12 protein-coding genes are annotated in these 14,891 nt (G+C 70.7%); all 12 read left to right on the top strand.

Going from position 1 to position 14,891, the window contains the following annotated elements; genetic code table 11:
* The first annotated feature begins 1 nt into the window (after position 1).
* Positions 2 to 1,393 carry a diaminopimelate decarboxylase gene (lysA, locus tag IA22_RS0112370; protein WP_014154067.1) on the top strand — a complete coding sequence of 464 codons (1,392 nt, stop codon included), beginning with the start codon at positions 2 to 4 and terminating at the stop codon, positions 1,391 to 1,393.
* A gap of 95 nt (positions 1,394 to 1,488) precedes the next feature.
* Positions 1,489 to 2,844, top strand: a complete 1,356-nt coding sequence (locus IA22_RS0112365) for a homoserine dehydrogenase (RefSeq protein WP_030123625.1) — start codon at positions 1,489 to 1,491, stop codon at positions 2,842 to 2,844.
* A 6-nt stretch (positions 2,845 to 2,850) separates the two neighbouring features.
* On the top strand, positions 2,851 to 3,921 hold the full coding sequence (thrC, locus tag IA22_RS0112360) for a threonine synthase (protein WP_014154065.1): 1,071 nt from the start codon (positions 2,851 to 2,853) through the stop codon (positions 3,919 to 3,921).
* Positions 3,922 to 4,197: 276 nt separating this feature from the next.
* Entirely contained in the window at positions 4,198 to 5,115 is a 918-nt protein-coding gene (gene thrB, locus IA22_RS0112355; protein WP_014154064.1) for a homoserine kinase, read from the top strand.
* Positions 5,116 to 5,503: 388 nt separating this feature from the next.
* Positions 5,504 to 7,549, top strand: a complete 2,046-nt coding sequence (rho, locus tag IA22_RS0112350; RefSeq protein ID WP_014154063.1) for a transcription termination factor Rho — start codon at positions 5,504 to 5,506, stop codon at positions 7,547 to 7,549.
* Between the two features lie 251 nt (positions 7,550 to 7,800).
* On the top strand, positions 7,801 to 9,630 hold the full coding sequence (locus IA22_RS0112345; RefSeq protein WP_030123624.1) for a trypsin-like serine protease: 1,830 nt from the start codon (positions 7,801 to 7,803) through the stop codon (positions 9,628 to 9,630).
* Positions 9,631 to 9,814: 184 nt separating this feature from the next.
* Positions 9,815 to 10,918 carry an LCP family protein gene (locus IA22_RS0112340; RefSeq protein ID WP_030123623.1) on the top strand — a complete coding sequence of 368 codons (1,104 nt, stop codon included), beginning with the start codon at positions 9,815 to 9,817 and terminating at the stop codon, positions 10,916 to 10,918.
* A gap of 177 nt (positions 10,919 to 11,095) precedes the next feature.
* Positions 11,096 to 11,320: a 50S ribosomal protein L31 gene (rpmE, locus tag IA22_RS0112335; protein ID WP_014154060.1), complete on the top strand. Its 225-nt coding sequence runs from the start codon at positions 11,096 to 11,098 to the stop codon at positions 11,318 to 11,320.
* A gap of 149 nt (positions 11,321 to 11,469) precedes the next feature.
* A complete protein-coding gene (prfA, locus tag IA22_RS0112330) occupies positions 11,470 to 12,546 on the top strand; it encodes a peptide chain release factor 1 (RefSeq protein ID WP_014154059.1) in 1,077 nt (358 codons plus the stop codon).
* A gap of 52 nt (positions 12,547 to 12,598) precedes the next feature.
* Positions 12,599 to 13,444, top strand: coding sequence for a peptide chain release factor N(5)-glutamine methyltransferase (gene prmC, locus IA22_RS0112325; RefSeq protein WP_014154058.1), 846 nt, complete (start codon positions 12,599 to 12,601; stop codon positions 13,442 to 13,444).
* Positions 13,445 to 13,511: 67 nt separating this feature from the next.
* On the top strand, positions 13,512 to 14,159 hold the full coding sequence (locus IA22_RS0112320; protein WP_014154057.1) for an L-threonylcarbamoyladenylate synthase: 648 nt from the start codon (positions 13,512 to 13,514) through the stop codon (positions 14,157 to 14,159).
* Entirely contained in the window at positions 14,156 to 14,797 is a 642-nt protein-coding gene (locus tag IA22_RS0112315) for an arsenate reductase/protein-tyrosine-phosphatase family protein (protein ID WP_014154056.1), read from the top strand. The genes IA22_RS0112320 and IA22_RS0112315 overlap by 4 nt, the downstream gene beginning before the upstream one ends.
* Positions 14,798 to 14,891 lie beyond the last annotated feature (94 nt).

Raw genomic sequence — 14,891 nt, 5'->3', positions numbered from 1 at the left:
GATGAGCCGATCCGCACACCCCGCCGGGCCCCGTCACGCCGACGTCCTTCCCGAGGGCCACTACTCCGCCCCGGCCGCCGACCTGAACGAGCTCGACCCGAAGGTCTGGTCCCGCACCGTCCACCGTGACGCGGACGGCGCCCTGACCGTCGGCGGGATCGAAGTCGCGCGGCTGGCCGAGGAGTTCGGCACGCCGGCCTACTTCCTGGACGAGTCCGACTTCCGGGCGCGCTGCCGTGCCTGGGTGGACGCCTTCGGCACGGACGCCGATGTGTTCTACGCCGGGAAGGCCTTCCTGTCCCGCGCCGTGGTGCGCTGGCTCGCCGAGGAGGGGCTGAACCTCGACGTCTGCTCCGGCGGTGAGCTGGCCACCGCGCTGGACGCAGGGATGCCCGCCGAGCGCATCGCCTTCCACGGCAACAACAAGACGGTCGCCGAGATCGAGCGGGCCGTCGGGGCGGGTGTCGGACGCATCGTCCTGGACTCCTTCCAGGAGATCGCCCGCGTCTCGCACATCGCCCAGCGGCTCGGCACGCGTCAGCGCGTGCAGATCCGCGTCACGGTCGGCGTCGAGGCCCACACCCACGAGTTCATCGCCACCGCGCACGAGGACCAGAAGTTCGGCATCGCGCTGGCGGACGGACAGGCGGCCGAGGCGGTCCGCAGGGCGCTCACCCTGGACGGCCTGGAACTCATCGGCATCCACTCGCACATCGGCTCGCAGATCTTCGACATGGCCGGCTTCGAGGTCTCCGCGCGGCGCGTCGTGCAGCTGCTCGCCGAGGTCCGCGACGAGCACGGCGTCGAGCTCCCCGAGATCGACCTCGGCGGCGGCCTCGGGATCGCGTACACCTCCGACGACGACCCCCGCGAGCCGCACGAGATCGCCAAGGCGCTCGGCGACATCGTGACCCGCGAGTGCGAGTCCGCCGGTCTGCGGACCCCGCGCATCTCCGTCGAGCCCGGCCGCGCGATCGTCGGCCCCACCGCCTTCACGCTGTACGAGGTCGGCACCATCAAGCCGCTCGAAGGCCTGCGCACGTACGTGAGCGTCGACGGCGGCATGTCGGACAACATCCGCACCGCGCTCTACGACGCCGAGTACAGCGTCGCGCTGGTCTCGCGCAGCTCCGACGCGGAGCCCATGCTCGTACGGGTCGTCGGCAAGCACTGCGAGAGCGGTGACATCGTGGTCAAGGACGCGTTCCTCCCGTCGGACCTGGCCCCCGGCGACCTGATCGCGGTGCCCGCCACCGGTGCCTACTGCCGCTCCATGGCGAGCAACTACAACCACGCCCTGCGCCCGCCCGTCGTCGCCGTGCGTGACGGACAGGCCCGGGTCATCGTCCGGCGCGAGACGGAGGAAGATCTCCTGCGACTCGATGTCGGCTGATGAAATTCACATCTCAAAATCCGGACGGGTGGCAGAAACCCCCGTCCGGTGAGTGAGACTGGTCCACACATCAGAAGTATGAGAAACGAGGTCGGATGATGCGTACGCGTCCGCTGAAGGTGGCGCTGCTGGGCTGTGGAGTGGTCGGCACAGAGGTGGCGCGCATCATGACGACGCACGCCGACGACCTCGCCGCGCGCATCGGCGCACCGGTCGAGCTCGCCGGTGTCGCCGTCCGCCGGCCCTCCAAGGTGCGCGAGGGCATCGACCCCTCGCTGATCACCACCGATGCGACCGCCCTGGTCAAACGGGGTGACATCGACGTCGTCGTCGAGGTCATCGGAGGCATCGAGCCGGCCCGCACGCTCATCACGACCGCCTTCGAGCACGGCGCGGGGGTCGTCTCCGCCAACAAGGCGCTGCTCGCCGAGGACGGCTCCGCGCTCCACGCCGCCGCCGAGAAGTACGGCAGGGACCTCTACTACGAGGCGGCCGTGGCCGGTGCCATCCCGCTCGTACGCCCGCTGCGCGAGTCCCTCGCGGGCGACAAGGTCAACCGGGTGCTGGGCATCGTCAACGGCACGACCAACTTCATCCTCGACAAGATGGACACGAGCGGCGCCGGGTACTCCGAGGCCCTCGACGAGGCCACCGCCCTCGGGTACGCCGAGGCCGACCCGACCGCCGACGTGGAGGGCTTCGACGCCGCCGCGAAGGCGGCGATCCTGGCGGGCATCGCCTTCCACACCCGGGTGAAGATCGGCGAGGTGCACCGCGAGGGCATCACCGAGGTCACCGCCGCCGACATCGCCTCGGCGCGCCGCATGGGCTGCACCGTCAAGCTCCTCGCCATCTGCGAGCGCGCCGCCGACGGCAGGTCCGTGACCGCCCGGGTGCACCCCGCGATGATCCCCCTCAGCCACCCGCTGGCCTCCGTCCGCGAGGCGTACAACGCGGTCTTCGTCGAGGCGGAGGCCGCCGGGCAGCTGATGTTCTACGGCCCCGGCGCAGGCGGCTCCCCGACCGCGTCAGCGGTCCTGGGCGACCTCGTCGCCGTCTGCCGCAACATCGTCGGGGCCACCACGGGCCCCGGTGAGTCCGCGTACACGCGTCTGCCCGTCAGCCCCATGGGCGACGTGGTCACGCGGTACCACATCAGTCTCGACGTGGCCGACAAGCCTGGCGTGCTCGCCCAGGTCGCGACGGTCTTCGCCGAACAGGACGTATCCATCGATACGGTCCGCCAGCAGAGCCGGAACTCAGGCAGTGGCGACGAAGTCGGCATCGAGCAGAGTGGCGGCGGGCGACGCGTGGGTGGCAGCGGCGAGGCGTCCCTCGTCGTCGTCACCCACCGCGCGCCCGACGCCGCCCTCTCCGGGACCGTCGAAGCGCTGCGCAAGCTGGACACCGTGCGCGGTGTCGCCAGCATCATGCGTGTTGAAGGGGAGTAAGGACCCATGACCAGCAAGGGCACCCACCAGTGGCGCGGCATCATCGAGGAGTACCGGGACCGTCTTCCGGTCACGAGCACGACGCCGGTCGTCACACTCCGTGAGGGCGGTACGCCGCTCGTCCCGGCGCAGGTTCTCTCCGAGCGCACGGGCTGCGAGGTGCACCTCAAGGTCGAGGGCGCCAACCCGACGGGTTCGTTCAAGGACCGCGGCATGACCATGGCGATCACCCGGGCGAAGGAGGAGGGCGCGCAGGCCGTCATCTGCGCCTCCACCGGGAACACCTCCGCCTCCGCCGCCGCGTACGCCGTGCGCGCGGGCATGGTCTGCGCCGTCCTCGTGCCGCGCGGCAAGATCGCGCTCGGCAAGATGGGGCAGGCGCTCGTCCACGGCGCGAAGATCCTCCAGGTCGACGGCAACTTCGACGACTGCCTGACCCTGGCCCGCAGCCTCTCGGACAACTACCCGGTGGCGCTGGTCAATTCGGTCAACCCGGTCCGCATCGAGGGGCAGAAGACCGCCGCGTTCGAGATCGTCGACGCGCTCGGCGACGCCCCCGACATCCACGTCCTGCCCGTGGGCAACGCCGGCAACATCACGGCCTACTGGAAGGGCTACACGGAGTACGCGGGGGACTCGATCTCCACGCACACCCCCCGCATGTGGGGCTTCCAGGCCTCCGGGTCCGCGCCGATCGTCCGCGGCGAGATCGTCAAGGACCCGGCGACCATCGCCACCGCGATCCGCATCGGCAACCCGGCGTCCTGGCAGTTCGCGCTGGACGCGCGGGACGAGTCCGGCGGTTTCATCGACGAGGTGACGGACCGTCAGATCCTCTCTGCCTACCGCCTGTTGGCCTCCCAGGAGGGCGTCTTCGTCGAGCCCGCCTCGGCGGCGTCCGTGGCAGGTCTGCTCAAGGCCGCCGACGAGGGCAAGGTCGACCCCGGGCAGAAGATCGTCTGCACCGTCACGGGCAACGGCCTGAAGGACCCCGACTGGGCCGTCGCGGGTGCCCCGCAGCCCGTCACCGTCCCGGTCGACGCGGCGGCGGCGGCCGAGAGGCTGGGCCTCGCGTAGCCGGCCCGCGCCGCAGCTCAACCGCCCTCCCGGGTGAAGAGCGCATGGGAGGTGTGCGACACGCATCGTGCGCCTCCCGTGCGCCCTGTGTCGCCACAGAACCTTCCTTCGATAAGCTGTACCCAGCCCGCTCCGCCGCGTCCGCCGCGTCCGCCGCGGCGCCGCAGCCGTCGTGACTGCCGGGCACTCCCCGTTCCCGCGCAACGACACCCCACGCACGTCGAAGTACCCCGCACCACCAATCCCCGCCGCCGTACAGGAAGAGTCGTCCAACCGATGGCCGGTCCCGCGTTCCGAGCCGCCGCCGTCCGGGTGCGCGTCCCCGCAACCAGCGCCAATCTCGGCCCGGGTTTCGACGCCCTCGGCCTCTCGCTGGGGCTCTACGACGACGTCGTCGTCCGGGTCGCCGACTCCGGGCTGCACATCGACATCGCGGGTGAGGGCGCCGAGACGCTGCCCCGCGACGAGAACCACCTGCTCGTACGTTCCCTGCGCACGGCCTTCGACCTGCTCGGCGGACAGCCCCACGGCCTCGAGATCGTCTGCGCCAACCGCATCCCGCACGGCCGCGGCCTCGGCTCCTCGTCCGCCGCCATCTGCGCCGGCATCGTCGCCGCGCGCGCCGTGACCACGGGCGGCGAGGCCCGCCTCGACGACGCCGCGCTGCTGGAGCTGGCGACCGAGATCGAGGGGCACCCCGACAACGTCGCCGCCTGTCTCCTCGGCGGCTTCACCCTCGCCTGGACGGACGGAGGGGCCGCCAGGGCCATCCGGATGGACCCCGCGGGCTCCGTCGTTCCGGTGGTCTTCGTCCCGGCCACCCCGGTGCTCACCGAGACGGCCCGCGGCCTGCTGCCGCGCACCGTCCCCCATGTGGACGCCGCGGCCAACGCCGGTCGGGCCGCCCTGCTCGTCGAGGCCCTGACCAGGCGCCCCGAGCTGCTGCTGGCCGCCACCGAGGACCGGATCCACCAGGAGTACCGGGGGCCCGCGATGCCGCAGAGCGTCGAGCTGGTGAACCGGCTGCGCGCCGACGGCGTGCCTGCTGTCATCTCCGGAGCGGGGCCCACGGTGCTCGCGCTGACGGAGGAAGGGTCGGCCGACAAGGTCGCCGGGCTGGCGGGAGAGGGATGGGCCGCGAACAGGCTCGCTCTCGACGCCGGCGGGGCGAGCGTGTTGCCGCTCGCCGCGTGATCCCAGGTGATTGCCGGTGCATGAGAGGGGGAATGTTTGTTGGAGCCGGTAGTGTTAATCTCAAGTCAGCAATCGACGTCTTCGTGGCGCGTTGCTTCGTGTCCCCTTCCGGGACCACCACTCTTCCGGGAGCCTCCCCGACTGCCTGAGCAGCCTGCCTGAGCTTTCGAGCACGCTCCGGAACCGGCACGACACCCTCTTGCTCGTCCAGGAGTGGGCCGAGCAGGGGGATCTCGCGCCGGAACCCCGCACTTTCGTCTCTCCGCCGTACCCGGCGGACCATCGCCCCGGCAAGGTCCGCGATCGACACGATCAACAGACCGCAGTCGGACAGCACAACCGGTCGCCGAGCCAGAAGGCCGACGTCCGCTCCAGGGAAGGACCCTTCGTGAGCGACACCACCGATCTGATGGGCGTGACTGCCGACAAGAACGTCGACAGCTCCGTGCCCGCCGAAGGTGCTGCCTCTGGCACCACCGCACGGCGCCGCCGCTCCGGCACCGGCCTCGAGGGCATGGTCCTGGCCGAGCTGCAGCAGGTCGCGTCCGGCCTCGGCATCAGGGGGACTGCGCGGATGCGCAAGAGCCAGCTGATCGAGGTCATCAAGGAGGCGCAGGCCGGAGGCTCCTCCGCGCCCGCCCCCAAGGCCGCCGCGTCCACCGGTACGGACGCCGCGAGCAAGCCCAAGCGGCGTGCCACGTCCAAGTCGCGCACCGGTGACGAAGCCGCTGCCGCGCCCGCCGCCGACAAGGCCGCCGCGCAGCAGCAGATCGACATCCCGGGCCAGCCGGCCAGTGACGACCAGCCGACCGGCGAGCGCCGCCGTCGTCGGGCGACCGCGCAGGCGGGCAGCCCGGACACCAAGGCGGAGGCCGCGTCCGAGCCGAAGTCCGAGCCCAAGGGCGAAGGCCGCCAGGACCGCGCGGACGAGCGCGGCGAGGCGAAGACCGACACGAAGGCCGAGTCCGCCACGGACAACGCCGAGGGCCGTCGGGGCGACCGTCAGGACGGCCGCCGCGGTGACCGCCAGGACCGTGGTGACCGCGGCGACCGCCGGGACCGCCAGCGCGACCGCCGGGGCAAGGGCGACGACCAGGGCCAGCAGGGCGGCGGACGCCGTCAGGGCCAGCAGGGCGGCGGCCAGAACCAGGGCCAGCAGGGCGGCGGCGGCCAGCAGGACGACGGTTTCGACGACGAGGGCGGCAGGCGTGGCCGTCGCGGCCGCTACCGCGACCGCCGTGGCCGTCGGGGCCGTGACGACTTCGCGACCGACGTCCAGGTGGCCGACGACGACGTCCTGATCCCCGTCGCGGGCATCCTCGACATCCTCGACAACTACGCGTTCATCCGGACCTCCGGCTACCTGCCGGGCCCGAACGACGTGTACGTCTCGCTCGCCCAGGTCCGCAAGAACGGTCTGCGCAAGGGCGACCACGTCACGGGTGCCGTGCGCCAGCCCAAGGACGGCGAGCGCCGCGAGAAGTTCAACGCGCTGGTCCGCCTCGACTCGGTCAACGGCATGGCGCCGGAGTCCGGCCGCGGCCGGCCCGAGTTCCAGAAGCTGACCCCGCTGTACCCGCAGGACCGGCTCCGTCTGGAGACCGACTCCAACGTCCTGACCACCCGGATCATCGACCTGGTCGCACCGATCGGCAAGGGCCAGCGAGGCCTGATCGTGGCCCCGCCGAAGACCGGTAAGACCATGATCCTGCAGGCCATCGCCAACGCGATCACGGTCAACAGCCCCGAGTGCCACCTGATGGTCGTCCTGGTCGACGAGCGTCCGGAAGAGGTCACCGACATGCAGCGGTCGGTGAAGGGCGAGGTCATCTCCTCGACCTTCGACCGTCCCGCCGAGGACCACACCACGGTCGCGGAGCTCGCCATCGAGCGGGCGAAGCGCCTCGTGGAGCTCGGTCACGACGTGGTGGTCCTGCTGGACTCGATCACCCGTCTGGGCCGTGCCTACAACCTGGCGGCGCCGGCCTCCGGCCGCATCCTGTCCGGTGGTGTCGACTCGACCGCGCTCTACCCGCCGAAGCGCTTCTTCGGTGCCGCGCGCAACATCGAGGACGGCGGCTCGCTGACCATCCTGGCCACCGCGCTCGTCGAGACCGGCTCGCGCATGGACGAGGTGATCTTCGAGGAGTTCAAGGGCACCGGCAACATGGAGCTCAAGCTCGACCGGAAGCTCTCGGACAAGCGCATCTTCCCGGCGGTGGACGTCGACGCGTCCAGCACCCGTAAGGAAGAGATCCTGCTCGGCACCGACGAGCTGGCCGTGGTCTGGAAGCTGCGCCGAGTGCTCCACGCGCTCGACCAGCAACAGGCCATCGAGCTCCTCCTGGACCGCATGAAGAAGACGCAGTCCAACGCGGAGTTCCTGCTGCAGATCCAGAAGACGACGCCGGGCAACGGCGGCGGGAACGACTGACGCCTTCCTCCTGGAACGGATCAGGACAGATGCCCCGTCACCTTCGTGACGGGGCATCTGTTGTGTTCAGCCCCTGGTGGGTTGTGCAGCCACCTGAGTAACATGTGCCGGTCACGGTGGGGTGTCCGCCGCAGCGCCGGTCACCAGGGGGCCTCGTACCGCGCTGCCCGCAGATCCTCGTACCCCACCGCGCATCACATCTCACTCACGGCGGGGCTGTGCCCTGCCGTACACACGCAGGGGGTTTTCGAGTGCAGATACGCACCCGAGGTGGCCGGTCCAGACGTTCCGTAGGTGTGGCGCTGCCGGCGATGGCGCTGGTGGTGGGAATGCTGGGGGCCGGTCTCACCGCCGCCGGCGCGCAGGCTGCCGAACCCGGTGGCAAGCCGCACCTCACCCGGTCCGCGGACCGGGAGGCCACTCCGTCGCAGACCGAACTGCGCACCCGCGCGTCCCGGTCGATGCAGGCGGATCAGAAGGCGAAGAGCTCGCTGGCGCCTTCGGCGCTCACCGCCGACTCCACCGGTGCCGCGAAGAAGCCCGACCCGAAGATAATCGGCGGATCCGAGACCACGATCTCGGCAGCTCCGTGGATGGCACAGCTCCACTTCTTCGACGACAAGGACACCGCGGACACCTCCGACGACGTCGGGTACTTCTGCGGCGGATCCGTCGTCGCACCGACGAAGGTCGTCACCGCCGCGCACTGCGTCAAGGGACTCAAGTGGTACCTCGACAGCACGGTCATCGTGGGAACGGACCAACTGCCCACGGACACCGGTCAGATCGACGCCGACGGTTACCACGTCTACGACTTCCACGGCGGTCAGCTGCGGGGCGCGTACCGTCAGTGGAACCACCCCGCGTACGACTCCGTCACGATCGACAACGACGTCGCGGTCCTGACGCTCACGTCACCCGTGAACGTCAAACCGCTCCCGATCATGCGGAACACCGACACCGCCGTCTACACCCCGGGTACGGCCGCGAAGGTGTACGGCTGGGGCCGCACGAGCTCCACCGAGGAAGGGCTCGCCCAGACACTCAAGGTCGCCCAGGCCGACATCAACGCGAACTCCGACTGCTCCGCGGCGTGGGGTTCGTACTACGTCGTCGGACACATGGTCTGCGCGGGAACCCCGGCCACCGGCAGCGACGCGGACACGACGACCGCCTGCAACGGTGACTCCGGAGGCCCGCTGGTCGCCAACGGGATGCTGGTCGGCGTCGTCTCCTGGGGTGCCGAGGACTGCTCCGCGCAGGGCGCCTACTCGGTGTACGCGAAGATGAGCACCTACTCCGCACCGGTCAAGGCCAGGGTCTACGACACGAACCTCAGCAACGACCACACCGCTGACCTGTTCGCCCGCCAGACCTCGTCCAGCACCTTGTACGAGTGGGACTCGTCGGTGACCAAGCTGACCCGGACGTACGACTGGGGCAACGCCGGGGGCATGAGCCTGCTGGTTCAGGCGGACCTGGACCGGGACGACAACCAGGACCTGCTCTACCGGATCACCACCGGCGACGTCTACTGGGACCACTGGGTCACCTCGACGCAGTCCTGGAGCAGCAAGCTGGTCGCGAAGGGATGGAACGCGCACAAGCAGATCCTGGTGCCCGGCGACCTCACCAACGACGGACGGCCCGACATGCTCGCCGTCAACTCGTCCGGCAACCTGCACCTCTACCCCGGCAAGGGCGACGGTGGTTTCCTGGCGCCCATCCTCATCGGGGGCGGCTGGGGGCAGTACAACGCCGTCCGCGGCCACGGTGACTTCACGAACGACGGCAAGCCCGACGTGCTCGCCCGTGGGACCGACGGCTCGCTCTACCTCTACAAGGGCACCAGCAGCGCCACCGCGCCGTTCGAGCCCCGGGTGAAGGTCGGTACGTACGGCGGCCTCAACACGCTCGTCACCACCGGTGACGTGAACAGCGACGGCCACGCCGACCTGCTGGGGCGTGACACCGCGGGGAAGCTCTGGCTCTACCCCGGCAACGGCAAGTCCTCCGGTGCGATCTTCGCCACACGTGTCGCGTTCGGTACCGGCTGGAGCAGCTACAACCTTTTCGGCTGAAACACCAGGTGAGCGCCGGGTTCCCGGCCCGCTCACACGCTCGGGTCGAGGCCCCCGCCGTCCGGCGGGGGCCTCAGCCCGTTGTGCCACGCTTCTGGATGCTCCGGTCGTCGCACCGAGTGACGCCGGACCGCGCCCGTGCACCACCGCAGGGGGTGACAGCGAGAAGCGGAAGTGGGAGCCCATGAACGAGCAGAGCAGGAGCGCCGGCCGAATACGCGGCACCGGCAGCCGCCGGAGGAAGCCGTCGCGGGGCCGCCGCGTGAAGAGGGTCGCTCTGTGGGGCGCCGCCGCCCTGGTGGTCGTCGGGGGATCCGGGCTCGGTTACGCCTACTACACGCTCAACGGGAACCTGAAGGGCGTCGACATCGACGCCGCCCTGGGGACCGGCCGTCCCGCCGACGTGGACGACGGGTCCGAGGACATCCTGGTCCTGGGGTCGGACTCCCGCTCCGGCGCCAACGCCGCGTACGGCGCCGACGAGGGGTCCGCGCGGGCGGACACCGCGATGATCGTGCACGTCAACGAGGGGCACACCTCCGCCAGCGTCGTCTCGGTCCCGCGGGACACCCTCGTCGACCGCCCCGCCTGCACGAGCGACACGAACGGTGAGGAGGTCGGCGCCGCGCACCAGACGATGTTCAACTCGGCCTATCAGGTCGGCGGTCCCGCCTGCGCGGTCAAGACCGTCGAGTCCATGTCGGGCATCCGCATGGACCACTACGTCGAGGTCGACTTCACCGGGTTCAAGAAGCTCGTCGACGAGCTCGGCGGCGTGGACATCACCACCTCGCAGGCGATCGACGACCCCGACAGCCACCTCTCGCTGAAGCCCGGCACCCACACCCTGAGCGGGGAGCAGTCGCTCGGCCTCGTCCGCACGCGCCACAGCGTCGGCGACGGCAGCGACCTGGGCCGTATCCAGCTCCAGCAGGCCTTCGTGAAGGCCCTGATGGACCAGGCCAGGAGCGTCGGGGTGTTCTCGAATCCGAAGACCCTGTTCGGACTGGCCGACACGGCGACCAAGGCCGTCACCACCGACTCCGAACTGGCCTCCGTCAAGAAGCTCACCGGCTTCGCCGACGGGCTCAAGGGGCTCGGTTCCAAGAACGTCGACATGATCACGCTGCCGGTGGAGTACGACCCGCAGGACCCCAACCGCGTGCTGCCCCAGGAGAAGGCCGACCGTCAGGTGTGGGCGGCCCTGAAGCAGGACAAGCCCGTCCCGGCGTCCGCCACGGAGCAGTCGGCGGGCGACAAGGGAGACGCGGGGAAGGTCGTACGGTAACGGCACGTTCCGTCACCGCGCGGTCGCCGAACGCTCCCCGGCCCCACGGGAATACACACGGCCGGGTCCTCGTTTTGGGAGATACGGCCGGTCCTGGCAGACTGGTACGTCGGTCCCGGTTCACGGACGCGCAATCCGCGCGAACGACCCGGAACCCTCCCGAATCTAGGAGACACCTTGAAGCGCGACATTCACCCCCAGTACGTCGAGACGCAGGTCAGCTGCACCTGTGGTGCGTCGTTCACCACCCGGAGCACCCTCGACGGCGGCGCCATCCGTGCCGACGTCTGCTCCGAGTGCCACCCGTTCTACACGGGCAAGCAGAAGATCCTCGACACCGGCGGCCGCGTGGCCCGCTTCGAGGCCCGCTTCGGCAAGGCCACCGGCTCCGCCAGCAAGTAGCGAGCCACTGCGCCGGTTCCCGACGCCCTCACACGGGCGCCGGGACCGGCGTTTTTCCGGCTGTGCGGCCGGGCGCCCCGAGAGCGCGCGCCGACGGCACACCTCCAGCAGGCCCGCAGACGTATGACGCAGAAACCAGGAGCCCGAAGATGTTCGAGGCGGTCGAGGAACTGATCGGCGAGCACGCCGATCTCGAGAAGAAGCTCGCCGACCCGTCGGTCCACGCCGACCAGGCCAACGCGCGCAAGCTCAACAAGCGCTACGCGGAGCTCACCCCGATCGTCTCCACCTACCGGTCCTGGAAGCAGACCGGCGACGACATCGGGACCGCCCGCGAGTTCGCGGCCGACGACCCGGACTTCGCCGCCGAGGTCAAGGTCCTGGAGAAGCAGCGCGAGGAGATCACCGAGAAGCTCCGCCTTCTCCTGGTCCCGCGTGACCCCAGTGACGACAAGGACGTGCTCCTGGAGATCAAGGCGGGCGCGGGCGGCGACGAGTCCGCCCTGTTCGCCGGCGACCTGCTGCGCATGTATCTGCGCTACGCCGAGCGCGTGGGCTGGAAGACCGAGATCATCGACTCCACCGAGTCCGAGCTCGGCGGCTACAAGGACGTCCAGGTCGCCGTGAAGACCAAGGGCGGCAACGGCGCCACCGAGCCCGGCCAGGGCGTCTGGGCCCGGATGAAGTACGAGGGCGGTGTGCACCGCGTGCAGCGCGTGCCCTCCACCGAGTCGCAGGGCCGCATCCACACCTCCGCCGCCGGTGTGCTCGTCACGCCCGAGGCGGAAGAGGTCGACGTCGAGATCCACGCCAACGACCTGCGCATCGACGTCTACCGCTCCTCGGGTCCCGGCGGCCAGTCCGTCAACACCACGGACTCCGCCGTGCGCATCACGCACCTGCCGACCGGCGTCGTCGCGTCCTGCCAGAACGAGAAGAGCCAGCTCCAGAACAAGGAGCAGGCCATGCGCATCCTGCGGTCCCGGCTGCTGGCCGCGGCCCAGGAGGCAGCCGAGCAGGAGGCGTCCGACGTGCGCCGCAGCCAGGTGCGCACCGTGGACCGCTCCGAGAAGATCCGCACGTACAACTTCCCGGAAAACCGGATCTCGGACCACCGCGTCGGCTTCAAGGCGTACAACTTGGACCAGGTGCTCGACGGTGACCTCGACGCCGTCATCCAGGCCTGTGTCGACGCCGACTCCGCCGCGAAGCTCGCCGCCGCGTAGACCGTGAGCCCCACCGCCCCGCCCCGCCCGTGAACCCGTACGGAGAACCGCGATGAACCTGCTGCTCGCCGAGGTGGCCCAGGCCACCCAGCGGCTGGCCGACGCCGGTGTCCCCTCACCGCGATTCGACGCCGAGGAACTCGCGGCGTTCGTGCACGGGGTCAAGCGGGGCGCGCTGCACAACGTGCCGGACGCCGACTTCGACGCCCGCTACTGGGAGACGATCGCCCGCCGTGAGGCCCGCGAACCGCTCCAGCACATCACCGGCCGCGCCTTCTTCCGCTACCTGGAGCTCCAGGTCGGGCCGGGTGTCTTCGTGCCGCGCCCGGAGACCGAGTCGGTCGTCGGCTGGGCGATAGACGCCGTGCGGGCGATGGACGTCGTCGAGCCGCTGATCGTCGACCTCTGCACCGGATCGGGCGCGATCGCGCTCGCCATGGCGCAGGAGGTGCCGCGCTCGCGTGTGCACGCCGTGGAGCTGTCCGAGGACGCCCTGAGGTGGACCCGGAAGAACGCCGAGGGGTCCAGGGTCACCGTCCACCGCGGCGACGCCCTGAGTGCCCTTCCCGAGCTCGACGGCCAGGTCGACCTGGTGATCTCCAACCCGCCCTACATCCCGCTGACCGAGTGGGAGTACGTGGCGCCGGAAGCCCGTGACCACGACCCGCAGATGGCGTTGTTCTCCGGCGAGGACGGCCTCGACACCATCCGCGGCATCGAACGCACCGCGCACCGTCTGCTCCGCCCCGGCGGGCTCGTCGTCATCGAGCACGCCGACACGCAGGGCGGCCAGGTGCCGTGGATCTTCACCGAGGAACGGGGCTGGGCCGACGCGGCCGATCACCCCGACCTGAACAAGCGCCCCCGGTTCGCGACGGCCCGCAAGGCCATGCCGTGACGACCGGGGCGCCGGCACCGCACGATCCCCACCCGTCATACCCGTACATGTCCCAGGAGGCCGGCTGATGGCACGGCGATACGACTGCAACGACGCGACCGACCGTACGACCGGCCTGCGTGAAGCCGCGTCCGCCGTCCGCCGCGGCGAACTGGTCGTGCTGCCCACCGACACCGTGTACGGGATCGGTGCGGACGCCTTCAGTTCGGAGGGCGTGGCCGACCTCCTCGACGCCAAGGGCCGGGGCCGCAACATGCCCACCCCCGTCCTGATCGGCTCCCCGAACACCCTGCACGGCCTGGTCACCGACTTCTCCGAGCAGGCCTGGGAGCTCGTCGACGCGTTCTGGCCCGGCGCCCTCACGCTCGTCGCCAAGCACCAGCCGTCGCTGCAGTGGGACCTCGGCGACACCCGGGGCACCGTCGCCGTCCGGATGCCCCTGCACCCGGTCGCCATCGAGCTCCTCACGGAGGTCGGCCCGATGGCCGTCTCCAGCGCCAACCTCACCGGACACCCCTCGCCCGAGACCTGCGACGCCGCACAGGAGATGCTCGGCGACAGCGTGTCCGTCTACCTCGACGGCGGCTCGACCCCCGGGATCGTGCCGTCCTCCATCGTCGACGTCACCGGCAGGATCCCGCTCCTGCTGCGCGCGGGCGCCATCCCGGTCGAGGAACTCCGCAAGGTGGTACCCGACCTCGAGGTGGCCAATTGACCGCCCCTGAGGGGCGTGGCATAGCGGGGCAGCACGACACTTTCCGCATCCTCCACGTCAGCACCGGCAACGTCTGCCGCTCGCCCATCACCGAGCGGCTGACCCGCCATGCCCTCGTGGACCGCCTCGGAGACCCGCTCAGCGGCGGCCTCATCGTGGAGAGCGCGGGCACCTGGGGGCACGAGGGCGCGCCCATGGAGGCGAACGCCGAGGTCGTCCTCGCCGACTTCGGCGCCGACGCCACCGGCTTCGTCGGCCGGGAGCTCCTCGACGAGCACGTGATCCGCGCCGACCTGGTCCTCACCGCCACCCGGGACCACCGCGCCCAGGTGATCTCCATGGGCCACTCGGCGGGACTGCGGACCTTCACGCTCAAGGAGTTCACCCGGCTGGTGCGGGCCATAGACCCCGCCACTCTGCCCGACGCCCGCGAGGAGGGCGTCGTCGAGCGCGCCCGCGCGCTGGTGCGGGCCGCGGCCGCCCTGCGCGGCTGGCTGCTGGCCCCCACCGCGGAGGCGGACGAGGTCTACGACCCGTACGGCGCTCCGATCACCTTCTTCCGCTCCGTCGGCGACGAGATCAGCCAGGCGCTCGATCCCGTGATGACGGCGCTGACCGGGGTGCACGCCCAGCGCTGAGCCGGCGACGGCCCCGCGCGCGTACCGGGGGTGCGCCGACCGGCGTAGAGGGGCGCCCGGCAGCGGGCAGCCGGCCCGGGGCGGGCCTACATTG

Source organism: Kitasatospora papulosa, from assembly GCF_000717245.1.
Taxonomy (GTDB): Bacteria; Actinomycetota; Actinomycetes; order Streptomycetales; family Streptomycetaceae; genus Streptomyces; species Streptomyces papulosus.
This window is presented reverse-complemented; position numbering and strand designations above follow the sequence as displayed.